This is a genomic window from Streptomyces sp. AHA2 (genome assembly GCF_036857595.1).
In the GTDB taxonomy this organism is placed as follows: domain Bacteria; phylum Actinomycetota; class Actinomycetes; order Streptomycetales; family Streptomycetaceae; genus Streptomyces.
Map to the genome: position 1 here is coordinate 479779 of NZ_JAUQWJ010000002.1, position 22526 is coordinate 502304.

Here is a 22526-nt window from a genome sequence, read left to right on the forward strand (position 1 = left end):
CGTACGCCGCTATGTACGAGATACCGAACGGGGTTACTCAGCGGTCGCAGGAGCCGGGACAGTGACCTGCGCCACACCCGCTGGGCGGGGTCAGCGCGACAGCGCGTCCCGCACGGCCTCGTCGGTCCGGGCCACCACCGCCGTGCCGTCGTCCGCGGTGATGATCGGACGCTGGATCAGCTTGGGGTGCTCGGCGAGCGCCGCGATCCACCGCTCGCGCGAACCGGCCTCCCGGGGCCAGTCCCTGAGCCCGAGCTCCTTGGCCGCCGCCTCCTGGGTGCGGGTGATATCCCAGGGTTCGAGCCCGAGGCGCGTCAGCACCTCGCGGATCTCGTCCTCGCTCGGCACGTCCTCCAGGTAGCGGCGGACGGTGTAGTCGGCGCCCTCGGCGTCGAGCAGCTGCACGGCGCTGCGGCATTTCGAGCAGGCCGGGTTGATCCAGATCTCCATGGGCATCACCGTACGCGCACCGAGTCCTGTTCGATTTTCCGGCGACTCAGGAACCACTCCCGAATCCGCCGTGACGCACTGCCAAAGTCCTTCTTCACCTGCGGATTTGGACGCCCGTGCGGGTTCCTCGTTGTCAGTGCCCGGCGGTAGACTGTCAGTAGTGTTCGAGGGTGAGGCGGGGGTGGGCGAAGGCCCCGGCGTCACCCGACCGCGACAGGAGGATGCCTGTGCCCGCTGCCGCTCTGAAGCCGAAGCCGCTGCCCACCCAGTCCACCGCGAAGCGTCCCGTCCTGCTCGACCTGCCGTACGCGCCCGTGGAGAAGCGGCCGCTGCCGCCCGGCCGGCCGCGGGAGTGGTACGTCACGCACAACCGCCGCCTCAAGGCCATGCGGCTGGCCATCGCGCTGCTCGACTCCGGCGTCTACCTGCCCACCCAGGCGCGCAACGAGACGATCCGCGACACGGCGGAAATGATCGGTGTCCACCCGCCGTCGGACACGACCTGCCACATGGTGCGCGCGCTCATGCGCTACGCCCGCTGAGCCGCCGAGCGCCCCGGGCGCCGGGCACCCCGACCCGGGGGCACCCGGCGCCTGTTCGTGCACCCCGGGCCGGAGGGAGCCCGCCGCCCGTTCACGCGCCCGGGCGCCGCGACCGCGGGGCCCCGGCGCGCGCTCATGCCGCCCGGCCCGGTGCCGCGATCACCGGCGGGTTCAGCCGGGCGAACCCCTCCTGGCGCTCGTAGGGGAAGTAGGGGTAGGGCGCCGGCCGGTGGCTCACCGCGTCGAGCCGCGCCACCTGCTCGGGTGTGAGGCTCCAGCCGACGGCGCCGAGATTCTGCCGCAGCTGCCGCTCGTCCCGGGCGCCGATGATGACGGAGGACACCGTCGGCCTGTGCAGCAGCCAGTTGAGGGCGATCTGCGGCACGGCCCTGCCCGTCTCCTCGGCGATCTCGTCCAGTACGTCGACCACGTCGTAGAGGTGCTCCGCGCGGACCGGCGGCCCGAAGTCGGCGGTGCGGTGCAGCCGGCTGCCGGGCGGCAGCGGGCTGCCGCGGCGGATGCGGCCGGTGAGGCGGCCCCAGCCCAGCGGACTCCAGACGATCGCGCCGAGGCCCTGGTCGAGCGCGAGCGGCATCAGCTCCCACTCGTAGTCGCGGCCGATCAGCGAGTAGTACACCTGGTGGGCCACGTGGCGCGGATGCCCGTGCCGCTCCGCGACGGCGAGGGACTTCATCGCCTGCCAGCCCGAGAAGTTGGACATGCCGGTGTAGCGCACCTTGCCCGCCCGTACCAGCGAGGCGAGTGCGTCCATCACCTCCTCGACCGGCGTTCCGGCGTCGAAGGCGTGCAACTGGAACAGGTCGATGCGGTCGGTGCCGAGCCTGCGCAGCGCGTCCTCGCAGGCGCGGATCAGCCGGGAGCGCGAGGAACCCGCGTCGCCCGGCCCGTCACCCATCGGCAGGCTCGTCTTGGTGGAGATGATCACCTCGTCCCGGCGGCCTTCGAGTGCCGCTCCGAGCACCTTCTCTGAGGCGCCGGCGGAGTAGACGTCGGCGGTGTCGAACATCGTGATACCCGCCTCCAGGCAGACGTCCACCATCCGGCGGGCCTCCTGCACGCCGGTCGACCCCCACGCCCCGAACAGCGGGCCGCTCCCGCCGAAGGTGCCCGCCCCGAAGCTCAGCGCCGGGACCATGAGTCCTGACGCGCCCAGTCGCCTGTGTTCCATGTCGGCCCCTCTCGGTGTGGAACCAGGTTAATGGTTCTCTGGTCCCGTTAGTGGATCGCTAAGGTAGCAGGGAGTGGCAACTAATGGAACAGGAGTACCGTTATGGCTGACGGGGGAGAGCCGGGTACCGTGCGGCCCGGGGGGCGCACCGCGCGGGTCCGGGAATCGGTGCTGCGGGCGGCGGAGGACGCCCTCACCGAACGCGGCTTCCCGGGGCTGGACCTCGCCGACGTCGCGCGCCGCGCCGGCGTGGGCAAGACGACCGTGTACCGCCGCTGGGGCACGGTGACCGGGCTGGTGGCGGATCTGCTCGCGGACATGGCCGAGCAGTCGGCACCGCGCACCGAGACCGAGACCCTGATCGGCGACCTCACGGCGAACGCCCGGCTCGTGCAGCGCACCCTGACCGACCCCCGGCAGGGACCCCTGTTCAAGGCCCTGATCGCCGCGGCCGGCGGTGACACGAGAACGGCCGCCGCGCTGCACCGCTTCTACGACGTCCGCGTCCGGGAGTGGGCTCCCTGTGTCCGGCAGGCCGCCGACCGGGGCGAGGTGCCCGAGGGCACCGACCCCCATGAGGTCATTCGCGCGGTGTCCGCCCCGCTCTACTACCGCCTGCTGATCAGCGGGGGCCGGCTGGACGAGGAGGCGGCCGTCAGAGCCGCCGAGGCGGCGGCCACGGCGGCCCGGGCCGGGGTGTTCGTACGCTCCTGACCCGCCCGGGCCCTCCCGACGCAGCCCGGCACGCACCCGGCTGCCTCACAGCACCATCGCGCTCCCCGCCGACGACGCCCCCGGCGACCTGCCCGCCGCCCTCAGCCGTACCGCTCCAGCAGCCCCGTCACGTACGCCTCCAGCCGCCCGGCCAGCGCCCGTGGCGTCAGATCGGTCCGGCCCAGCTCGCGCCACGGTCCCGCCAGCTTCGCCGCGTCCGGGACGTAGGCCAGCGCGTCGAGCAGCCGCCAGTACAGGTGGGCGGGCCCGTCCGCCAGGCGCCGGCCGCCCCGCTCCTCGTACGCGGCGCGGAACGCGAGGCCGTGCTCCGGCCCGTACAGCAGCGCGAGCGCCGTCGAGCAGTGGGCGACGTCCAGGTCGGCGGGACCCCACGAGGTCTCCACCCAGTCGACCACGCCGCTGATCCGCAACCCGGCCCCGGAGCCCGCGAACAGCACGTTCCCGGGGTGGAAGTCCCGGTGCAGGAAACAGCCCTCGTACGGCGGCGGATCCCGGCGGATCACGTCCACGGCCCGCTCCCACACCGCACCCGCCGGCACGTTCACCCGCTCCGGGGACGTCCACGCCTGGTACGTCCGCGGCCGTCCGGCCGGAAGGACCCGGTGGATCCGGGCCAGTTGGGCCGCCAACAGGTCCACCCGAGGGCCGAGTTCCTCCTCGTCGACCCGGACCCGGCCCGGCAGGACCGTCATCAGCAGGGACGGGTGATCGCAGTGCCCGGCCGTCGCGTCCACACCCACCAGCCCGGGGGCCGGCACACCCTCCTCGTCCGCGAGCAGCGTGAGGATCTCCGCCTCCCGGGCCAGCAGTCCGCCGGCGTGCCGGCGGAAGAACGGCTTGACGAAGGAGCGCAGGACCAGTGCGGAGCCGTCGTCGAGAGCGAGCCGCCGCATCTGCGCGCTCCAGCCGCCGCTCAGGAAGGCCGAGCCGGTGACCGTGCGGCCCTCGGGCAATTGCTCGGCCACCCACGCGCGCGTGGCCGTCCAGCCGCCCTCGCCGAGCCCGGCCAGTACGTCGGTGACGAACTCGCGCCGCTCCTCGGCGTGGTCGCGGAACCACAGGCCCAGCCGGTGCCGCGCCCCGGGGAACTCCCGGTGGGTGAACTGCGAGCGCCGGGCCAGCGCCTCGGAGACGGCCTCCGTCACGGCCGCCGGGACGACCTCGTCCCGGCCCGGCACCGCGAGCACGGCCCGCCCCTCGTACGCCCGCAGCACATCGAGCGCGGGTGAGCCGCGCCAGCTCCCCTCGGTGCGGATGACCTCGCTGAACCGCCCGTCGCCCGCGCCGAACGGCACGTCCCACGCCTGGGCCGCGTACACCGCCGGCGCGCACAGCCCGAGGGCCGCCACCCGGTCACCGTAGTGCCGGGCGAGATCCGCCACCGTCTGCCCGCTCATGCTGAACCCGACCAGCACCAGCGGCCCGTCACCGCCCACGCGCGCGTCGATCACGGACACCGCCTGCTCGAAACGGCGGCGCAGACTCAGCTCCCGCAGCCGGCCGCTGCTGCGGCCGTGGCCGGAGAAGTCGAAGGCGAGGGCGGGGCAGCCGTGCGCGGCGAACTCCTCCAGCAACGGCACCAGCCGGTCCGCGCTGCCGTTGCCCGCGCCGTGCAGCAGCACGACGGTCGCCCCGCCGGGCCCGTCCGCGCCGCGGTGCAGCCCGGCGAGCCGCTCGCCGTCGGCCGTGTGCGTGAAAGGCATCAGCTCACTCATACGGTCATTCATGCACGCGGCCCCCGGCCCGCGCGGAGAAAATCACCACAAGCGGGGGCACGTTCCACCCGGGGCGCAGCCGTCACGTCCCGGTCCCGGGCGAAGCCGTCAGGCGCCGGACCCCACCGCGTACCCGGGCACGGACGGCCACCGCACGGTCAGCACCACCGACTCCTCCTCCGCGCGCCAGGAGTGGTCGACGCCCCGTCCCCACACCACGTAGTCGCCCTGCCGTCGCAGCAGCACGCTCCGCCCGGGCAGCTCGACGCGGAAGCGTCCACTGATCAGCACCAGCAGCGCGGTCCGCTGCTCCCCGCGCACCCACTCGGCACGCTCGTCGCCGCGGCGGTGAACGCCCCACTTGATCTCGACGTCGTCGCTGTGCCGAGGATCCCCGGCGGGCTTGAAGTGTCCGAGGATCCACCCTCGGTCCAGCGCGGCGTCCTCGCCGGCGTTGCCCGTGTACACGCTGTCGTCCACGGGCCGGACGCTAACAGGACCGCCCGCTAGAACGGGGGACGGAAGCCGGTGTACCCGAGCAGGACGATCACCGCCGCGACGCAGCCGAGCACCACGGCCGCCGACACCCAGGGGGACCGGCGGCGCCGCCCGCCCGCGTGCCCGGGTTCGGGGCGGAACGGCACCGGCCCGGGCGGGTCGTGCTTCCAGCGGGCGGCGAGCATACGGGCCCGGGCGGACGGCTCCCTGTGCTCGGCCCCGTCAGCCCAGCGGAAGTCGAACTCGCGCTCCTCGTCGTCCCGTTCCGGCATCCCCGCGACCCTTCTCGAACAACCGTCCCGTACCCGATGATCCCCCTTCCGCGCCCGCCTGTGAAGCGCGGCCCGGCACACGACGGTGCCCCCGCCTCCACGGCGGGAGACGGGGGCACCGTACGGGCGGCGGGGGCGTCGATCACACGTCGAAGTACAGCTCGAACTCGTGCGGGTGCGGACGCAGCTGCAGCGGCGCGATCTCGTTGGTGCGCTTGAAGTCGATCCACGTCTCGATCAGGTCCGGGGTGAACACGTCGCCCTGGAGCAGGAACTCGTGGTCGGCCTCCAGGCGGTCCAGGACCGCGCCGAGGGAGGTCGGGACCTGGGCGACGTTCGCGTGCTCCTCGGGGGCCAGCTCGTACAGGTCCTTGTCGATCGGCTCGGCCGGCTCGATCTTGTTCTTGATGCCGTCCAGGCCGGCGAGCAGCAGTGCCGAGAAGGCCAGGTACGGGTTGCCGGAGGCGTCCGGGGCGCGGAACTCGACGCGCTTGGCCTTCGGGTTGGAGCCCGTGATCGGGATGCGCATGGCCGCGGAGCGGTTGCGCTGCGAGTACACCAGGTTCACCGGCGCCTCGAAGCCCGGCACCAGGCGGTGGTAGGAGTTGACCGTCGGGTTGGTGAAGGCCAGCAGCGACGGGGCGTGCTTGAGGATGCCGCCGATGTAGTAGCGGGCGGTGTCCGACAGGCCCGCGTAACCGGCCTCGTCGTAGAACAGCGGCTGGCCGCCGGTCCACAGCGACTGGTGGACGTGCATGCCCGAGCCGTTGTCACCGAAGATCGGCTTCGGCATGAAGGTGGCCGTCTTGCCGTTCTTCCACGCCACGTTCTTCACGATGTACTTGAAGAGCTGGAGGTCGTCGGCGGCGGCGAGCAGGGTGTTGAACTTGTAGTTGATCTCGGCCTGGCCGGCGGTGCCCACCTCGTGGTGCTGGCGCTCGACCTTCAGGCCGGCCCGCTCCAGCTCCAGGGAGATCTCGGCGCGCAGGTCGGCGAAGTGGTCGACCGGCGGGACCGGGAAGTAACCGCCCTTGTAGCGGACCTTGTAACCGCGGTTGTCCTCCAGCGCACCGGTGTTCCAGGCGCCGGCCTCGGAGTCGATGTGGTAGAAGGACTCGTTCGCGCTGGTCGCGAAGCGGACGGAGTCGAAGACGTAGAACTCGGCCTCCGGACCGAAGTACGCCGTGTCGGCGATGCCCGTGGAGGCGAGGTAGGCCTCCGCCTTCTTGGCCACGTTGCGCGGGTCGCGGGAGTACTGCTCACCCGTGATCGGGTCGTGGATGAAGAAGTTGATGTTCAGCGTCTTGTCACGGCGGAACGGGTCGACCCGGGCGGTCGACAGGTCCGCGCGCAGGGCCATGTCGGACTCGTGAATGGCCTGGAAACCCCGGATCGAGGAGCCGTCGAAGGCCAGCTCCTCGTCGGCGTCGAACGCCTCCGCAGGCACCGTGAAGTGCTGCATCACACCCGGGAGGTCGCAGAAGCGGACGTCGATGAACTTGACGTCCTCGTCCGCGATGAACTTCTTGGCCTCGTCGGCGTTCTGGAACATCCAGCTCCTCCTACTCCCGACCGTCCCGCCGGGGTGGTAGTTCGTTCGTGCGGCCAGTGCGGGTGGCACACGCTGTCCTCGACCCTAGGGACGGGTGATTTCTCGGGCGTGACCCGTTTGTTTCGCACAAGTTAACCGGCCCACCTCCCACCGTAGCCCCGACGCACCCCGCCGTGCCCCGGTCACAAGGGGGCGCAGTACCGTGGACGGGTGGACAACAGGCAAGCACTCGGATCGTGGCTCTCTGGGCCCCGCGCGGCCGCGGAGGAGGCCGGTGTCGACTTCGGGTACCGGGGCGAGCAGCTCGGTCTGCCCGAGGAAGGCTCCGGCTCGATCGCCCGCCCGGGCCGGCGGCTCGGCGCCCTGGCCGTCGACTGGGGCCTGAGCCTGCTGATCGCGTACGGCCTGGTCGCCGACAGCTATAACGAGGCGGCGCAGCTCTGGGCGCCGCTGATCATGTTCGCGCTGATGGTGCTCACGGTGGGCACGGTCGGCTTCACCCCGGGCAAGCGCCTGTTCGGCATCCGGGTGCTCGCCCTGGCCACCGGCCGCGTCAGCCCCTGGCGGGCCGTCCTGCGCACGGTCCTGCTGTTCCTCGCGATCCCCGCCCTGGTCTGGGACCGGGACGGCCGCGGCCTGCACGACCGGCTGGCCGGCACGGTCGAGGTGCGCATCTAGGGCCTGTCTCACCTTCCCTCCTGCCTCACGACACCATGCACGCCTCGCCGCACCGGGCGCAGGGCCGAGTACATCCAGGACGACGCTCTACGCCCGGCACGCCGAGAGCACGCACCTGACGCCGCGAGGCCGCCCTCCGGGCGACGGCGGGAACTGTCAGACAGGCCCTGGCGCGCCCGCGCGACGAGCCGTACGGCGCGGACGACGAAGGGGCGCCCGGATCACTCCGGGCGCCCCTTCCACGTACGGGTACGGGTCAGCGGGCCTTCGGTCCGCCCTTGGGCAGGCGCATGCCCTTGGGCATCGGGCCCTTCGGCAGCGGCATGTTGCTCATCAGGTCGCCGAGCGCGCGCAGCCGGTCGTTGGTCGCCGTGACCTGCGGGCCGGTCAGCACGCGCGGCAGCTTCAGCATGGTCGTGCGCAGCTTCTTCAGCTCGACCTGGCCCTCGCCGGTGCCCACCACCAGGTCGTGCACGGGCACGTCCGCGACGATCCGGTTCATCTTGCGCTTCTCGGCGGCGAGCAGGGTCTTCACCCGGTTCGGGTTGCCCTCGGCCACCAGCACGATGCCGGCCTTGCCGACCGCGCGGTGCACCACGTCCTGGTTGCGGTTCATCGCCACCGCGGGGGTCGTCGTCCACCCCCGGCCGATGTTGTCGAGCACCGCCGCGGCGGCACCGGGCTGGCCCTCCATCTGCCCGAAGGCGGCCCGCTCGGCCCGGCGCCCGAACACGATCGCCGTCGCGAGGAAGGCGAGCAGGAAGCCCAGGATGCCGAGATAGATGGGGTGACCGATCAAGAAACCGATCGCGAGGAAGACACCGAAGGTGACGATTCCGACAGCCGCGAGTACAAGACCGATCTTCTTGTCGGCCCTGCGGGTCATCTTGTAGGTCAGGGCGATCTGCTTCAGTCGCCCGGGGTTCGCAGCGTCCGCTGCAGGTTCCTTCCTCGCCATGCCACGAAGTCTACGTGTCCGCACAAGCGCCGACGACGGCAGTGCCGTCCGGGCCCGCGGGGCGGGGGCCGTGGCTCAGGGGCGGGCGGACAGGGAGCGGGAGACGGACTGCTCCAGCACGCGCTGCGCCTCGACCCGGTCCTTGGCGCGCCGGCGGTCCTCCAGCACGGAGGTCCAGGCGTTGCGCCGGGCGGTGCGCTGGCCGCTGCTCATCAGCAGCGCCTCGACCGCGCGCAGGGCGGTCGTGAACGACGGGATCGCGGTGGCGCGGACGGGCGCGGCCTGCATGGGTGAGGTCCCCCCTCGGTCAGGGTGTACGTGCTGTGAGTTCAGCGTCACTGATCGGTGTTACCAGGGCGTGACCGACCGGTCAAACACCCGTGAATCCGGGACGGGAGGCGGCGGAACGCCGACGCGGTCCTGACGTACGCCCTCATCTGCGAGGACGGTCAGGACCGCGTCGAATCGGTCACTACCCGCAGGTAGTCTCAGGTGCGCGAATTCACACGATTGTCTCGCCCCGTGCGGGGAAGGGGCGGTGACGCTCCGTCAGACGGCCTGGGCCGCGACGCGCGCGTCCCGCTGCTCCATGGCCATGCGGTACAGCCGCCCGGCGCGGTACGAGGAGCGCACCAGCGGGCCGGACATCACACCGGAGAAACCGATCTGCTCGGCCTCCTGCTGCAGCTCCACGAACTCGTGCGGCTTGACCCAGCGCTCCACCGGGTGGTGGCGCACGGAGGGGCGCAGGTACTGCGTGATGGTGACGAGCTCGCAGCCCGCGTCGTGCAGCTGCTTCAGCGCGTCGCTGACCTCCTCGCGGGTCTCGCCCATGCCGAGGATCAGGTTCGACTTGGTGACCAGGCCGTAGTCACGGGCCTCCGTGATGACCTTCAGGGAGCGCTCGTAGCGGAAGCCGGGGCGGATGCGCTTGAAGATCCGCGGGACGGTCTCGACGTTGTGCGCGAAGACCTCGGGGCGCGAGGAGAAGACCTCCTCGAGCTGCTCGGGGATCGCGTTGAAGTCGGGGGCCAGCAGCTCGACCTTGGTGTGGCCGCCCTCGCGGCCGGCGGTCTGCCGGTGGATCTGGCGCACGGTCTCGGCGTACAGCCAGGCGCCGCCGTCCTCCAGGTCGTCGCGGGCGACGCCGGTGATCGTGGCGTAGTTCAGGTCCATCGCGACCACGGACTCGCCCACGCGGCGCGGCTCGTCGCGGTCGAGCGCCTCGGGCTTGCCGGTGTCGATCTGGCAGAAGTCGCAGCGCCGGGTGCACTGGTCGCCGCCGATGAGGAAGGTCGCCTCGCGGTCCTCCCAGCACTCGTAGATGTTCGGGCAGCCGGCTTCCTGGCAGACCGTGTGCAGGCCCTCGCTCTTCACGAGGTTCTGCATCTTGGTGTACTCGGGGCCCATTTTCGCCCGGGTCTTGATCCACTCGGGCTTGCGCTCGATGGGGGTCTGGCTGTTGCGGACCTCCAGGCGCAGCATCTTGCGTCCGTCGGGTGCGACTGCGGACACGACCGGCTCCCTAGCGTTGATTCTTCGGCGTCCTCAAGGGTACGCCCGTGGATTTGAATGCCTGTGTGTGGTGTCAGCCCCTCCCCACGGGCATTTATGCCGCCGGTGTCCTCTCGATCTCCCGCGGCTTGAGGTCGGCGTTCTCCAGGACGTCCCGCAGGTGGCGCTCCACCACGGGCAGAACCTCCTCGATCGTCACGTCGCGGCCCAGCTCGGCGGCGAGGGAGGCCACGCCCGCGTCCCGGATGCCGCAGGGGATGATCCGGTCGAACCACTTGTTGTCCGGGTTCACGTTCAGCGCGAAGCCGTGCATGGTGACGCCCTTGGCCACCCGGATGCCGATCGCGGCGATCTTGCGGTCCTCTCGGCGCTGGCCGGCGTTGGACGGGGCGTACTCCGGACCGTTCAGGCGCGGGTCGAACTCCTCGTCGTGCAGGCGCGGGTCGAAGTCCAGCGACAGTCCGCCGAGCGCGGGCCGCTGCTCGACCGGGTCGCCCAGGACCCACACGCCGCTGCGGCCCTCGACCCGGGTGGTCTCCAGGCCGAAGTCGGCGCAGGTGCGGATCAGGGCCTCCTCCAGGCGCCGGACGTGGGCGACCACGTCCACGGGGCGGGGAAGCTTCTGGATGGGGTAGCCGACCAGCTGCCCGGGGCCGTGCCAGGTGATCTTGCCGCCGCGGTCCACGTCGACGACCGGGGTGCCGTCGAGGGGTCGCTCGCTGTCCGCCGTCCGCCGCCCGGCCGTGTAGACCGGCGGGTGCTCCAGGAGCAGTACGGTGTCGGGGACCTCGTCGGCGAAGCGCGCCGCGTGCACCCGGCGCTGCTCGTCCCAGGCCTCCTGGTACTCGACGGCCTCGTCACCGAACCCCATGCGGACGAACCGCAACTCACTCACGGCAAGCGCCTCCCTCGGACGGGTGTGTCAGGCACGTAACGCGCCCAAGCCACTGTACGTCCGGCCCGGACACGTCAGTCCCGGGGTCAATCCTCACACGATCGGATGAATGTCCGGGAAAATGTGTGATGGGGTGCTTACTCTCCGCTACATTCGCGCCGTTCAGCAAGGCATAAGGCCAGCTCACAGGCAATCCGCGCACATCACGAAGGCCGGAAGGCAGGAGACCGCACCGCAGATGACGGAACGACCCGCGCAGCGCACCCCCAACCGACAGCTCGCCGCGCTCATCGCAGAAGCGGGGTTCTCCAACGCGGGACTCGCCCGTCGCGTGGACCAGCTCGGTCTGGAACACGGGCTCGACCTGAGATACGACAAGACCTCCGTCACCCGGTGGCTGCGCGGCCAGCAGCCCCGGGGGACCACACCCGCCCTGATCGCCGAGGTGTTCACCCGCCGCCTGGGCCGCCGCCTCACCGCCCAGGACCTGGGCCTGGACGCCTGCGCCCCGGTGTACGCGGGGCTGGAGTTCGCCGCCACCCCGGAGGAGGCCGTCGACATCGTCAGCGGGCTGTGGCGCAAGGACTCCGGCAGCCACGCCGAGCTGCGCAAGATCGCCTTCACCCCGGCCGGGCTCGTCGTGCCCAGCCGCGACTGGCTGATCGGCCGTGCGGACGAGAAGGTCGCCCGGGGCGAGCCCCACCCCGCCCGCATCCCCGCGCAGGGCCGTCCCGCCCTGCGGCTCCCCGCCGAACAGGGCGTGCCGTCCCTGCCCCGCCAGCGCGGCGGGGCCGAGCGCGGACCCGGCCAGAAGGTCACCGCCGGGGACATCGCCGCCCTGCGCTCGGTCGGCGAGCTGTTCCGCACCCTCGACGACGCCTACGGCGGCGGCCACGCCCGCCAGGCCCTCGTGCGCTACCTGGAGCACGAGTGCGAGCCCATGCTGCGCGGCACCTACGGCGAGCAGACCGGCCGCCGCCTGTTCGCCGCCGCCGCCGACCTGACCCGGCTCGCCGGCTGGACCTCCTACGACATCGCCGCGCACGGGCTCGCCCAGCGCTACTTCGTGCAGGCGCTGCGGCTCGCCCAGGCCGCCGGGGACCGGGCGTTCGGGGCGTACGTGCTGGTCACCATGAGCCGCCAGGCCGTCTACCTGGGGCACGGGCGCGAGGCGGTGCAGCTCGCGCGCGTGGCCCAGCAGGGCGTGGGCACCTCCGGGCCGCCCGTCGTGCAGGCCCTGCTGCACGCCTCGGAGGCGCGCGGGCACGGGGTGCTCGGCGAGGTCCGGGCCTGCACCGCGGCCCTGGTCCGCGCCGAGCGGGCCCTGGAGACGGCCCGTCCCGGGGACGACGTGCCGCACTGGGCGAGGTTCTTCGACGAGGCCCAGCTCGCCGACGAGTTCGGGCACTGCCACCGCGACCTGCAGCAGTTCCGCGCCGCCGCACAGCACGCGGAACGCTCGCTGCAGCTGCGGGCCCCGTCCTACGCCCGCAGCCGGCTGTTCTGCCGGGTCGTCCTCGCCACCGCCCGTCTGGGCCTGGGCGAGCTCGACCAGGCGTGCCAGCTGGCCGCGGAGGCCGCGGGCCAGGCCGCCGAGATGCGTTCCGTGCGGGCGGTGGAGTACGTGCGGGACTTCGAGCGGCGGCTGGAACCGTACAAGGACGCGGCTCCGGTGCGGACCTACCGGGACAAGGTGGCGGCCCTGGGGTGAAACGACCGGGGCGCGGGGGACGGCGCGACCAGCCCCCGCGCACCCGCACCGGGCCCTAGGCCGCCCGCGGCACAGTCGGCAGCGGATCGGCGGCGTGCATCGACCGGCCCGCCCCCAAGTCGGCCAGAATCGCCGCGGACGCCCGGTGCCCGGAGCGCAGAGCGCCCTGGACGGTGCTGGTGTCCCGGTGGTCCCCGCAGACGTACAGCCCCGCGAGCAGCCGCACCGGCCGCCGCAGGTCGTGCGGCGGCCGCATCGCGGGCACCGCCTCGGCCGTGTGGTGCACCGCCAGCGTCTCCCACCGGGCCGTCGACGTCCCGTACAGCCGCGCCAGGTGCATCCGCACGGCCGTGTCGACGTCGCCGGGCGGCCGGCCGAGCACCGTCGACGACACCAGGGCCCGGCCCGCGGGGGCCCGGGACGGGTCGACCTGGCTGAGCACCGCCGTGTGGGCCACCGGGCCGCCGAGGTCCGCGTCGAGCAGCATGGACGCCCCCGTTCCCGGCGGCTCGTCGGTGGTGTGGTGCACCACCGTCACCGGGTGGAACTCCGGCACCCGCAGCCCGGGCAGCAGCACGGCTGCGGCCCGGGCGCCCGTCGCCACCAGCACCGCCCGGCAGCGGATCACCCCGTGCTCCGCGGTGGTCACCGCGGTCGTCGAGACGGAGGTGACGCGCACGCCGGTGTGCACCGACCCCGCGGGCAGGGTCCGCGCCAGCAGCTCCGGCAGGACCTCCGACCCGCCCTCCGGCACGCACAGCCGGCCGCCGGCGAAGGCGCGCAGCGCGAGGTCGGCGCACCGGCTCGACGTCGTCAGGTCCGGGTCGCACAGCAGGGCCGCGAGCAGTGGGCGCAGGAAGCCGTCGATGGTCCGCGAGGGAAGCCCCCGGGCCGTGAGGGCCTGCCCGGCGGGCAATTCGGGGCGCGCCAGCAGCCGTTCGGCCGGGGTGCCGGCCAGCCGGGTCAGGGCCGCGCCCAGCCGGGCCTGGTCGACCGCCGTGCCGAGCGGGGCGCCCGACCGGCTGCGGGGCACCGAGACCTGCCGGCCGGGCACTGCCGCCGGCCTGCGGGGCACCCGTGGGGCGGACGGCGACCGGGGCGCACTCGCCAGCGCACGGACGGCGTGCAGTGCGCCCCGTGCACCCCCCGCGCCGGGCTGGACGCCCGCGTGGTGATGGCGTCCGTCGCCGTGCAGCAGGACGCCCGGGGCGAAGGGGCGCAGCACGAGCCCGTCCAGCCCCGGGGTCCGGTGTAGTTCGGGATACGCCGTGGACAGCAACTGGCCGACCCGGTCGAGCCGGAAACCGTCGACCTTCTCCGTCGCCATCCGGCCGCCGACCTGATGGGCGGCCTCCAGGACCATGGTCGTCACTCCTGCGCTGGACAGCCGATGCGCGGCCGAGAGGCCGGCGACCCCGGCCCCCACGACGACCACGTCCGCCTGGTACGCGGGCTCAAGCACGTGCCCCTCCTCGAGGTTGCGCGGGCGCTGGAGACGTCATGCCCTCAACAGGCGCCAGGGATACGCGAGTTCCGGTCGAGCGTAGGGCCGTGATCGGTCAGGGGGAGTCGCGCATCGACAGGGCACGGTCGCACGGCGGTCGCATACGGACGCCGCGTGGGCATGAAGTGGTCGCGGGGGACTGGTGCGCGGCTGGGGGAAGAAACGCGGAGCGGAGGCCCGCGCCGCCGGCGTGCCGCGTGGGAGGGGAAGCCGGCAGACCTCACAGGGCCGCGCGGATCGCTCCCTCGATGTCCGGGAACGCGAAGCGGAAGCCCGACTCCAGCAGCCGGGCCGGCAGGACCCGGGCGCTGCCGAGCACGTCCCCGGCCATCTCGCCCAGCACGGACCGCAGGACGGGCGCGGGCACGGCGAACACCGTCGGCCGGCGCAGCACCCGCCCCATGGCCGTGGTGATCTCACTGTTCGTCAGGGGATGCGGGGCGGTGAGGTTGAACGGCCCGGACAGGCCGTCGGTGTCGAGGATGTGCCGGATCGCCGCGACCTCGTCGTGCAGCGCGACGAACGACCAGTACTGCCGCCCGTCACCCATGCGCCCGCCCAGCCCGGCCCGGAACAGCGGGAACAACCGACCCCACGCCCCGCCCTCGCGGGACACGACGAGCCCGGTCCGGGCGAACGCGGTGCGGACACCGGCCTCCTGGGCGGGCGCGGCGGCCCCCTCCCACTCCACGCACACCTCGGGCAGGAAACCCGCGCCCGCCGGGGCGCTCTCGTCGACGGCACGGTCCCCGGTCTCGCCGTAGTAGCCGATGGCGCTGCCGTTCACGAAGACCCGCGGCCGGTCCGCGTCGACCAGTGAGGCGACCGCCCGTGCGAGCGCGGCCGTGCCGTTGACCCTGCTGTCGCGGATCCGCTGCTTGTAGGCGTCCGTCCAGCGCCGGTCGCCGACCCCGGCGCCCGCCAGGTTGACCACCGCGTGGCATCCGGCGAGCCCGGCCGCGTCCACGTGCCCGCCCTCCGGGTCCCAGCGGACCTCGTCCGCGCCCCGGGGCTCCCGGCGCACCAGGCGCACCACCTCGTGTCCGTCGGAGGCCAGTGACCGCACCAGGGCGCCGCCGATGAGACCGGACGCACCGGCCACTGCGATACGTGAGCGTTCCATGCCCCCCATCCTGCCCGCGGCCCCCGCAAATCCGCTGTCGGACCACGGGCCCCGCGACCTAGGGTGTCGCCCATGCCCGACCATCCCGAAGTGCGTGTCCGCGTCGCCGTGCCCGAGGACGAGGCGGAACTGGCCCTGCTGGACCGGCGCGCCTGGTCGCCCCTGCACGCCGTGACGCCCGAGCCCCGGCCGCCCTACCCGCCGTTCTTCGGCGAGCGGCACCCCCCGCGGGACTGCCTCGTCGCCGAGGACGACGGCCGCCTGGCCGGTTACACGCACCTCGGCTTCCCCACACCCCTCGCCTCGAACCGGCACGTGCTCCAGATCCAGGGCCTCGCCGTGGCGGAGGAGGCACGCGGCCGCGGGGCCGGCCGGGCCCTGGTCCGGGCCGCCGTCGCGGAGGCGCGGCGGCGCGGCGCCCGGCGCCTGACCCTGCGCGTCCTCGGCCACAACACGCCGGCGCGAAAGCTCTACGAGTCCGAGGGGTTCACGGTGGAGGGCGTCCTGCCCGAGGAGTTCCTCCTCGACGGCCGGTACGTCGACGACGTCTTCATGGGGCGCTTCCTCTGAGCCGCACCCGGTGCGCTCACGCCTCGGTGGGCTCCCCGGTGTCCACCGGCGCCGTCGCCAGCGCCGCGCGTTCGGCGTCCGGGGCGACCTCGTCGGCCGTCAGCACGTACCCCGTCTCGGCGTCCGAGGTCGAGCGGGCGAACACCACGCCGAACACCCGGCCGTCCGTGGTGAGCAGCGGGCCGCCGGAGTTGCCCGGGCGCACCGTGGAGCGGATCGAGTAGATCTCCCGGACGGCCGTCCCGTCGTTGTAGATGTCCTGGCCCGTCGCCCGCACCCGGTTGGCGACCGTGGCCGCCTGCAGGTCCAGGTCGCCGTCCTGCGGATAGCCCGCCACGACCGCCGCGTCACCGCGCCGGGCGTCGTCGTCGAAGCGCAGCACCGGCGCCCGCAGGTCCGGCACGTACAGCACGGCCACGTCCTTCTCCGGGTCGAAGAGCACCACCCGGGCCCCGTACGTCCGCCCGACGCCGCCGATCTGCACGGTCGGCTCGTCGATGCCGGCCACCACATGGGCGTTGGTCATCACGTGCCGGGGCGCGTACACGAACCCGCTGCCCTCGCGCCCCTGCGTGCCCGCGACACCCTCCACCTTCACCGTGCTGCGCTGGGCGGCCCGCGTGGCGGCCCCCGTCACGCTGTCGCCGGTGGGCTCGGCGACCTCCGCCGCCGACTCGCTCTCGAAGGGGTTGAAGACCTGCGGGAAGCCCGCCTGGGTCAGGGCGGACGTGGCCTCCGAGAACCAGGCCGGGGTCGTGTCCGGCATCGTCCGCTGCACCGCGCCCAGCAGCCGCGAGTCGCGGATCGCGGAGGTGACCGTCGGTGACGAGGAGGCGCCCAGGACGCTCGCGGCCACCCACGCCACGATCAGCACGGCCACCGCGTTGGCCACGGCCCCGCCCACCCCGTCCGCCACCCTGAGCGGCCCGCGGTCCAGCTCCCGCCGCAGCCGCAGGGCCAGCCGGCCCGCCAGCTCGTGCACGAGCACCGCCGGCAGCAGCACCGTGAGCACCGCCGTCAGCGTCGCCCGGGTCGTCCCCGGCTCGACCAGGTCCATCACCCACGGCAGGATCCACACGCCGACGACCGCGCCGCCGACGAACCCGGCCAGGGACACGCAGCCGGCCACCAGACCACGCCGGTACCCGGACGCCGCGTAGGTCAGGACGGCCAGCGACAGCAGGATGTCGAGCAGGTCCACGCAACGCCGCCTCTCTCCGGGAACCACTGGTACGTGCGGGAACGCCCCGTTGATCAGTCGCACGGCGGAGCGGACGGGACCGCCCCGCACGGTGCACCAGGAGAAACGCCGCGGACCGTGACGATGGTTCCACCGGGTGGCACATCACACATCGCGGACGGAGCGGAACAGCCCGACAGTGGGACCATGCGTGCCTTCGGAGGTCGGCCAGGGACGCGCAGGCACCGCGCCGCCGGCACGCCCGGCCCGGCGGGCATGCCGCGCGCCGCCCGGCTGCTGCTCGGCTGCCTGCCGGGCGCCGCCGCCGTCGTGGCCCTGGTGCTGTGCGCGCACGGCGTCGAACACGCCGCCGAGGCCGGCGCCCGCGCCGCGCACCGGCCCGCCGCCCCCTACGCCGCCCCGCGCCCGCCCATCGTGCCGCGCTCGCAGTGGCTCGGCGGGGCCGCCCGCACCCAGCCCCGCCCCCGCTACGACGACCGGGTCGCGGCCGTCTTCGTCCACCACACCGACTCGCCCAACGGCTACGACTGCGCCGACGCGCCCCGCATCATCCGCGACGTGTACACCGGCCAGCGCGGCACCCGCGACTGGGACGACATCGGCTACAACTTCGTCGTCGACCGCTGCGGCACCATCTACGAGGGCCGGGCCGGGGGCGTCGAACGCGCCGTCACCGGCGCGCACACCCAGGGCTTCAACCACCGCACCTCCGGCGTCGCCGCGCTCGGCACCTTCACCGAGGGCGTGCCCGTGCCGCAGCCGATGATCAGGTCCATCGCCGCGCTGGCCGCCTGGAAGCTCGGCCTCACCGGCACCGACCCGCGGTCCCGGGTCCGCCTGGTCTCCAGCAACGGCCTGAGCCGGTACGCGGCCGGCACCACCGCCACCCTGCCCGCCCTGGCCGGCCACAACGACGGCTACATGACCAGCTGCCCCGGCGCCGCACTGCACGCCCGCCTGCCGCAGATCCGCGACATGGCGGCCCGGATGCAGGGCAGGCCGGCCCACACGCAGCAGGGCCACAGCCGCCGCGCGGCGTCCTGAGCCCCCGGCCCCGCGGCACCCGCAACCAGGCCCCGGTCCGTCCCTGAACCGCGGTCAGTCCCTGAACCGCTCCCACAGCCGGGGATAACGCTCGGCCAGCAGCCGCTCGTCCTCGAAGTCCAGCGGCGTGCCCTCCGGCTCCGGGGGCGGCGGGGCGATCTCCAGATCGGGGGCGACCACGCCGGTGAGCTGCTCGTACGCCTCGTCCGCCGCGTAGCCGAGCTCCTCGCCGTCGCCGTCGATCTCCTCGTCGAAGTCGTCCAGCAGGTCGGCGAGCGCGTCCGGGTCGTGCAGCGCGCCCTCGAAGACCTCCCGCCCCTGGCCGATCAGCCAGCAGCGGAAGAAGTCGAAGGCGTCGTCGCTGGCCCCGTCCAGCAGCACCCAGGCCGCGCCCCACAGGTCCCAGCGGTAGGCGCGGTTGTAGCGGGACTCGAAGTGCCGGGCGAAGTCCAGGACGGAGTCCGGGTCCAGCCGGGCGAGCCGCTCCACGAGCAGGTCGGCCTGCTCCTCCGGGTCGCCCTCGGCGGCCTCCCGGGCGTCGTCCACCAGCTCCCAGAACTCCGTCTCGTCCATCACGGGTCAAGCATCGGCCCTGGGGCACACGGGCGCACCCGGAGTGGGGGCGGGATCGTCACGCGCCGTCCGTCCGCCCGTAGAGGCGCGCCAGCCGTGCCGCGTCCGCGGCGAACCGCTCGCGCAGACCGGCAGGTTCCAGCACCTCCACCTCGGGGCCCAGCGACGCGAGCTGGGCGTGCGCCACCTCCTCGGACTCCACCGGCAGGTCCACCCGCACCCACCCCTCGCCGTCCGGTTGACCCGCCCCGGCCAGGGCCTCCCGGGCGATGACCGCATCGAGGGCGTACGGCAGGGCGCGGACACCCTCCGGGGACAGCCGCACCACCACCCGCGCCCGCAGGATGGACCGCGCGAACTGCTCGGCCCGCTCCTCCCAGAAGGCGGGCAGGTCGAACTCCGGCTCCCGCTCGAAGCGCTCCGCACCCGCTTCCACCGCCGTGAACCGGTCGATCCGGTACACCCGGAAGGACGCGCCCCCGGCCACCCGCGCGCACAGGTACCAGACACCGGCCTTCAGCACGAGCCCGTACGGCTCCAGCTCCCGCGAGACCTCCTCCTCGCCGCGCCGGTAGCGGGCGCTGATCCGCCGGTCGTCCCACACCGCGTCCGCGACCGCCGGCAGCAGCGCGGGCGTCCTCGGCTCCTTGAACCAGTTCGGGGCGTCCAGGTGGAAGCGCTGCGCCGCCGTCCGGGAGGCGTCCCTGAGGGACGGCAGGAGGGCCGCCGACACCTTCAGGCGAGCCGCCGAGGCCGCGTCCTCCAGGCCCATCTCGCGCAGCGCCCCCGGTACCCCGGACAGGAACAGCGCCTCCGCCTCGCCGCGGTGCAGCCCGGTCAGCCGCGTCCGGTACCCGCCGACCAGCCGGTACCCGCCGGCCCGGCCGCGGTCCGCGTACACCGGCACGCCCGCCTCCGACAGCGCCTGCGCGTCGCGGGTCACCGTCCGCTCCGACACCTCCAGCTCCCGGGCGAGCTCGGCGGCCGTCATGGAGGGCCGGGACTGGAGCAGCAGCACCATCTTGATCAGCCGGGCAGCACGCATGCCCACATCATGCAGCAGGCCCCCGCCGCGGCGGGGGCCTGCCGGTCACGGCCTCACAGGCCGTACTTCTCGCGCGCTTCCTTCACGGACGCGGCCTTGACCTCGCCGCGCTTGGCGAGCTGGGCCAGGGCCGCGACGACGATGGACTCGGCGTCGACCCCGAAGTGGCGGCGGGCCGCCTCGCGGGTGTCCGACAGGCCGAAGCCGTCGGCGCCCAGCGAGGACCAGTCCTGCTCGACCCACTGCGCGATCTGGTCCGGGACCTGGCGCATGTAGTCCGAGACCGCCAGGACCGGGCCCTCGGCGCCCTGCAGCGCGCGCCGCACGAAGGGCACCCGCTCCTCGCCGCGCAGCAGTGCCTCGTCCGCCTCCAGGGCGTCCCGGCGCAGCTCGCTCCAGGACGTCGCCGACCACACGTCGGCCGCCACGCCCCACTCGTCGGCCAGCAGCCGCTGTGCCTTCAGCGCCCAGTGGATCGCCGTACCGGAGCCGAGCAGCTGGATCCGCGGGGCGTTCGCCGGCACGGCCACGCCCGCCGACTCCGCCGTGTTGAAGCGGTACAGGCCCTTGACGATGCCTTCGTCGATGCCGGCGACGGCCGGCTTCGCCGGCTGCGGCAGCGGCTCGTTGTAGACGGTCAGGTAGTAGAAGACGTCCTGGTCCTCGCCCGGGGCGGCCTCGCCGTACATCCGGCGCAGACCCTCCTTGACGATGGCCGCGACCTCGTAGGCGAACGCCGGGTCGTAGGTCAGGGCCGCCGGGTTGGTCGCGGCGATGACGGGGGAGTGGCCGTCGGCGTGCTGCAGGCCCTCACCGGTCAGGGTGGTGCGGCCGGCCGTGGCCCCGACCAGGAACCCGCGGCCGAGCTGGTCGCCGAGCTGCCACATCTGGTCGGCCGTGCGCTGCCAGCCGAACATCGAGTAGAAGATGTAGAACGGGATCATCGCCTCGCCGTGCGTCGCGTACGACGTCGAAGCGGCGATGAAGTCGGCCATCGAACCGGCCTCGGTGATCCCCTCGTTGAGGATCTGGCCGTTCTTGGCCTCCTTGTAGTACATCAGCTGGTCGCGGTCGACCGGCTCGTACGTCTGCCCCTTGGGCGAGTAGATGCCGAGCGAGGGGAACAGCGACTCCATGCCGAAGGTGCGCGCCTCGTCCGGGACGATCGGCACCCAGCGCCTGCCGGTCTCCTTGTCGCGGACCAGGTCTTTGACTAGGCGGACGAACGCCATGGTGGTGGCCACGTTCTGCGAGCCGGAGCCCTTGTCGAAGGAGGCGAACGCCTTCTCCGCCGGGGCGGGCAGCGGCGCGACCGGGTGCACACGACGGGCCGGGGCCGGACCGCCGAGGGCGGCGCGCCGCTCCTGGAGGTAGCGCACCTCGGGGGAGCCGGCGCCGGGGTGGCCGTAGGGGACCACGCCGTCGACGAAGTCGCTGTCCTTGATCGGCAGGCCGAGCAGGTCGCGCATGTTCTTGAACTCGTCCACCGAGAGCTTCTTCATCTGGTGGTTGGCGTTCTTCGACGCGAAGCCCTCGCCGAGGGTGTGGCCCTTGACCGTCTGGGCCAGGATCACGGTCGGCGCGCCCTTGTGCTCGACGGCCGCCTTGTACGCGGCGTACACCTTGCGCGCCTCGTGACCGCCGCGCGAGAGGTGGAAGCACTCCAGGATCTTGTCGTCGCTCAGCAGCTTCGCCATCTCCGCCAGCGCCGGGTCGGCGCCGAAGAAGTCCTGGCGGATGTAGGCCGCGTCGCGCGTCTGGTACGTCTGGATCTGCGCGTCCGGTACCTGGCGCAGCCGGCGTACCAGCGCGCCCGTGGTGTCGAGCTGGAACAGCTCGTCCCAGGCCGTGCCCCACAGCGTCTTGATCACGTTCCAGCCGGCGCCGCGGAACTGGGCCTCCAGCTCCTGAACGATCTTGAAGTTGGCGCGGACCGGGCCGTCCAGGCGCTGCAGGTTGCAGTTGATGACGAACGTGAGGTTGTCGAGCTCCTCACGGGCCGCCAGCGCCAGGGCCGCCGTCGACTCGGGCTCGTCCATCTCGCCGTCGCCGAGGAACGCCCACACGTGCGAGGCGGAGGTGTCCTTGATGCCGCGGTTGGTCAGGTAGCGGTTGAAGCGCGCCTGGTAGATGGCCGACAGCGGGCCGAGGCCCATGGACACCGTCGGGAACTCCCACAGCCAGGGCAGGCGGCGCGGGTGCGGGTAGGAGGGCAGGCCGTCGCCGCCCGACTCGCGGCGGAAGTTGTCGAGCTGCTGCTCGCTCAGCCGGCCGTCGAGGAACGCGCGGGCGTAGATGCCGGGCGAGGCGTGGCCCTGGATGTAGAGCTGGTCGCCGGAGCCGTCGGCCTCTTTGCCCTTGAAGAAGTGGTTGAAGCCGGTCTCGTAGAGCCAGGCGGCGGAGGCGAAGGTGGCGATGTGGCCGCCGACGCCGTACTTGCTGCCGCGGGTCACCATCGCGGCCGCGTTCCAGCGGTTCCACGCGGTGATCCGCTGCTCCATCGCCTCGTCACCGGGCACGGCCGGCTCGGCGGAGGTGGGGATGGAATTGACGTAGTCGGTCTCGAGGAGCTTCGGCAGCGCGATGCCGGCGCCCTCGGCGCGCTCCAGCGTGCGGCGCATCAGGTACGCGGCACGGTGCGGCCCGGCAGCCTTGGTGACCGCGTCCAGGGAGGCCTGCCATTCGGCGGTCTCCTCCGGGTCCCGGTCGGGGAGCTGGTCGAGCTCGCTCGGCTGGATGGCGTGGGGGTCGGTCAT

General features: G+C 73.2%; 22 protein-coding genes. 6 read left to right on the top strand and 16 right to left on the bottom strand.

Annotated features, from left to right (window positions below; genetic code table 11):
* Positions 1 to 90: 90 nt before the first annotated feature.
* A complete protein-coding gene (locus tag Q5694_RS06245; RefSeq protein WP_333931036.1) occupies positions 91 to 450 on the bottom strand; it encodes an arsenate reductase family protein in 360 nt (119 codons plus the stop codon).
* Between the two features lie 227 nt (positions 451 to 677).
* Here Q5694_RS06245 and Q5694_RS06250 point away from each other — a divergent pair, with 227 nt between their 5' ends.
* A complete protein-coding gene (locus Q5694_RS06250) occupies positions 678 to 992 on the top strand; it encodes a hypothetical protein (protein WP_333931037.1) in 315 nt (104 codons plus the stop codon).
* 133 nt (positions 993 to 1125) lie between these two features.
* Here the strand turns inward: Q5694_RS06250 and Q5694_RS06255 are convergent, their stop codons facing one another.
* Positions 1126 to 2181 (bottom strand): aldo/keto reductase, encoded by a 1056-nt coding sequence (locus tag Q5694_RS06255; RefSeq protein ID WP_333931038.1) that lies wholly within the window; start codon positions 2179 to 2181, stop codon positions 1126 to 1128.
* Between the two features lie 102 nt (positions 2182 to 2283).
* On the opposite strand from Q5694_RS06255, the gene Q5694_RS06260 reads away from it, so the two are divergent.
* Positions 2284 to 2895 (top strand): TetR/AcrR family transcriptional regulator, encoded by a 612-nt coding sequence (locus Q5694_RS06260; protein ID WP_333931039.1) that lies wholly within the window; start codon positions 2284 to 2286, stop codon positions 2893 to 2895.
* A gap of 101 nt (positions 2896 to 2996) precedes the next feature.
* Here the strand turns inward: Q5694_RS06260 and Q5694_RS06265 are convergent, their stop codons facing one another.
* The 4 genes from Q5694_RS06265 to glnA all read right to left on the bottom strand — a co-directional run bounded on the left by Q5694_RS06265 (position 2997) and on the right by glnA (position 6953).
* A complete protein-coding gene (locus Q5694_RS06265) occupies positions 2997 to 4631 on the bottom strand; it encodes an alpha/beta fold hydrolase (protein WP_333931040.1) in 1635 nt (544 codons plus the stop codon).
* 108 nt (positions 4632 to 4739) lie between these two features.
* Positions 4740 to 5111, bottom strand: a complete 372-nt coding sequence (locus Q5694_RS06270) for a signal peptidase I (RefSeq protein WP_333931041.1) — start codon at positions 5109 to 5111, stop codon at positions 4740 to 4742.
* A gap of 26 nt (positions 5112 to 5137) precedes the next feature.
* Positions 5138 to 5401: an SCO2583/SCO2584 N-terminal domain-containing protein gene (locus Q5694_RS06275; RefSeq protein ID WP_333931042.1), complete on the bottom strand. Its 264-nt coding sequence runs from the start codon at positions 5399 to 5401 to the stop codon at positions 5138 to 5140.
* A 142-nt stretch (positions 5402 to 5543) separates the two neighbouring features.
* Positions 5544 to 6953 carry a type I glutamate--ammonia ligase gene (gene glnA / locus Q5694_RS06280; protein WP_333931043.1) on the bottom strand — a complete coding sequence of 470 codons (1410 nt, stop codon included), beginning with the start codon at positions 6951 to 6953 and terminating at the stop codon, positions 5544 to 5546.
* A 210-nt stretch (positions 6954 to 7163) separates the two neighbouring features.
* Between glnA and Q5694_RS06285 the strand changes: the two genes are divergently transcribed.
* Entirely contained in the window at positions 7164 to 7631 is a 468-nt protein-coding gene (locus tag Q5694_RS06285) for an RDD family protein (protein WP_333931044.1), read from the top strand.
* A gap of 256 nt (positions 7632 to 7887) precedes the next feature.
* On the opposite strand, the gene Q5694_RS06290 is transcribed toward Q5694_RS06285, so the two are convergent.
* The 4 genes from Q5694_RS06290 to lipB form a co-directional block, all read right to left on the bottom strand.
* The gene (locus Q5694_RS06290) at positions 7888 to 8589 is read right to left on the bottom strand and encodes a DUF4191 domain-containing protein (protein ID WP_333931045.1); all 702 of its coding nucleotides are present in this window, start codon (positions 8587 to 8589) and stop codon (positions 7888 to 7890) included.
* A gap of 75 nt (positions 8590 to 8664) precedes the next feature.
* Entirely contained in the window at positions 8665 to 8877 is a 213-nt protein-coding gene (locus tag Q5694_RS06295; RefSeq protein ID WP_333931046.1) for an SCO2195 family GlnR-regulated protein, read from the bottom strand.
* 261 nt (positions 8878 to 9138) lie between these two features.
* Positions 9139 to 10104 carry a lipoyl synthase gene (lipA, locus tag Q5694_RS06300; RefSeq protein ID WP_333931047.1) on the bottom strand — a complete coding sequence of 322 codons (966 nt, stop codon included), beginning with the start codon at positions 10102 to 10104 and terminating at the stop codon, positions 9139 to 9141.
* A 94-nt stretch (positions 10105 to 10198) separates the two neighbouring features.
* Positions 10199 to 10999, bottom strand: a complete 801-nt coding sequence (gene lipB / locus Q5694_RS06305; protein ID WP_333931048.1) for a lipoyl(octanoyl) transferase LipB — start codon at positions 10997 to 10999, stop codon at positions 10199 to 10201.
* A gap of 238 nt (positions 11000 to 11237) precedes the next feature.
* Between lipB and Q5694_RS06310 the strand changes: the two genes are divergently transcribed.
* Positions 11238 to 12710 carry a regulator gene (locus Q5694_RS06310; RefSeq protein WP_333931049.1) on the top strand — a complete coding sequence of 491 codons (1473 nt, stop codon included), beginning with the start codon at positions 11238 to 11240 and terminating at the stop codon, positions 12708 to 12710.
* Positions 12711 to 12765: 55 nt separating this feature from the next.
* On the opposite strand, the gene Q5694_RS06315 is transcribed toward Q5694_RS06310, so the two are convergent.
* Positions 12766 to 14172, bottom strand: coding sequence for an NAD(P)/FAD-dependent oxidoreductase (locus Q5694_RS06315; protein WP_333931050.1), 1407 nt, complete (start codon positions 14170 to 14172; stop codon positions 12766 to 12768).
* A 262-nt stretch (positions 14173 to 14434) separates the two neighbouring features.
* Positions 14435 to 15337: a TIGR01777 family oxidoreductase gene (locus tag Q5694_RS06320; protein ID WP_333931051.1), complete on the bottom strand. Its 903-nt coding sequence runs from the start codon at positions 15335 to 15337 to the stop codon at positions 14435 to 14437.
* Between the two features lie 72 nt (positions 15338 to 15409).
* Between Q5694_RS06320 and Q5694_RS06325 the strand changes: the two genes are divergently transcribed.
* A complete protein-coding gene (locus Q5694_RS06325; RefSeq protein ID WP_333931052.1) occupies positions 15410 to 15907 on the top strand; it encodes a GNAT family N-acetyltransferase in 498 nt (165 codons plus the stop codon).
* 16 nt (positions 15908 to 15923) lie between these two features.
* Here the strand turns inward: Q5694_RS06325 and Q5694_RS06330 are convergent, their stop codons facing one another.
* Positions 15924 to 17108 (bottom strand): MarP family serine protease, encoded by a 1185-nt coding sequence (locus Q5694_RS06330; protein WP_333931053.1) that lies wholly within the window; start codon positions 17106 to 17108, stop codon positions 15924 to 15926.
* 255 nt (positions 17109 to 17363) lie between these two features.
* Here Q5694_RS06330 and Q5694_RS06335 point away from each other — a divergent pair, with 255 nt between their 5' ends.
* Positions 17364 to 18152 (top strand): peptidoglycan recognition protein family protein, encoded by a 789-nt coding sequence (locus tag Q5694_RS06335; RefSeq protein ID WP_333931303.1) that lies wholly within the window; start codon positions 17364 to 17366, stop codon positions 18150 to 18152.
* A gap of 54 nt (positions 18153 to 18206) precedes the next feature.
* On the opposite strand, the gene Q5694_RS06340 is transcribed toward Q5694_RS06335, so the two are convergent.
* Genes Q5694_RS06340 through aceE form a run of 3 tightly spaced genes read right to left on the bottom strand, consistent with a single transcriptional unit; the run spans position 18207 to position 22526 of the window.
* On the bottom strand, positions 18207 to 18728 hold the full coding sequence (locus Q5694_RS06340; protein ID WP_333931055.1) for a DUF4240 domain-containing protein: 522 nt from the start codon (positions 18726 to 18728) through the stop codon (positions 18207 to 18209).
* Between the two features lie 55 nt (positions 18729 to 18783).
* The gene (locus Q5694_RS06345) at positions 18784 to 19770 is read right to left on the bottom strand and encodes a helix-turn-helix transcriptional regulator (protein WP_333931056.1); all 987 of its coding nucleotides are present in this window, start codon (positions 19768 to 19770) and stop codon (positions 18784 to 18786) included.
* Between the two features lie 53 nt (positions 19771 to 19823).
* Positions 19824 to 22526 (bottom strand): pyruvate dehydrogenase (acetyl-transferring), homodimeric type, encoded by a 2703-nt coding sequence (aceE, locus tag Q5694_RS06350; RefSeq protein ID WP_333931058.1) that lies wholly within the window; start codon positions 22524 to 22526, stop codon positions 19824 to 19826.

What these genes read in the sequence shown, in the direction of transcription:
- Q5694_RS06245 (WP_333931036.1), bottom strand. Translation starts at nt 450, where the DNA reads ATGGAGATCTGGATCAACCCGGCCTGCTCGAAATGCCGCAGCGCCGTG.
- Q5694_RS06255 (WP_333931038.1), bottom strand. Translation starts at nt 2,181, where the DNA reads ATGGAACACAGGCGACTGGGCGCGTCAGGACTCATGGTCCCGGCGCTG.
- Q5694_RS06260 (WP_333931039.1), top strand. Translation starts at nt 2,284, where the DNA reads ATGGCTGACGGGGGAGAGCCGGGTACCGTGCGGCCCGGGGGGCGCACC.
- Q5694_RS06265 (WP_333931040.1), bottom strand. Translation starts at nt 4,631, where the DNA reads ATGAGTGAGCTGATGCCTTTCACGCACACGGCCGACGGCGAGCGGCTC.
- Q5694_RS06275 (WP_333931042.1), bottom strand. Translation starts at nt 5,401, where the DNA reads ATGCCGGAACGGGACGACGAGGAGCGCGAGTTCGACTTCCGCTGGGCT.
- glnA (WP_333931043.1), bottom strand. Translation starts at nt 6,953, where the DNA reads ATGTTCCAGAACGCCGACGAGGCCAAGAAGTTCATCGCGGACGAGGAC.
- Q5694_RS06290 (WP_333931045.1), bottom strand. Translation starts at nt 8,589, where the DNA reads ATGGCGAGGAAGGAACCTGCAGCGGACGCTGCGAACCCCGGGCGACTG.
- Q5694_RS06295 (WP_333931046.1), bottom strand. Translation starts at nt 8,877, where the DNA reads ATGCAGGCCGCGCCCGTCCGCGCCACCGCGATCCCGTCGTTCACGACC.
- Q5694_RS06310 (WP_333931049.1), top strand. Translation starts at nt 11,238, where the DNA reads ATGACGGAACGACCCGCGCAGCGCACCCCCAACCGACAGCTCGCCGCG.
- Q5694_RS06320 (WP_333931051.1), bottom strand. Translation starts at nt 15,337, where the DNA reads ATGGAACGCTCACGTATCGCAGTGGCCGGTGCGTCCGGTCTCATCGGC.
- Q5694_RS06325 (WP_333931052.1), top strand. Translation starts at nt 15,410, where the DNA reads ATGCCCGACCATCCCGAAGTGCGTGTCCGCGTCGCCGTGCCCGAGGAC.
- Q5694_RS06335 (WP_333931303.1), top strand. Translation starts at nt 17,364, where the DNA reads ATGCCGCGCGCCGCCCGGCTGCTGCTCGGCTGCCTGCCGGGCGCCGCC.
- Q5694_RS06345 (WP_333931056.1), bottom strand. Translation starts at nt 19,770, where the DNA reads ATGCGTGCTGCCCGGCTGATCAAGATGGTGCTGCTGCTCCAGTCCCGG.
- aceE (WP_333931058.1), bottom strand. Translation starts at nt 22,526, where the DNA reads ATGACCGACCCCCACGCCATCCAGCCGAGCGAGCTCGACCAGCTCCCC.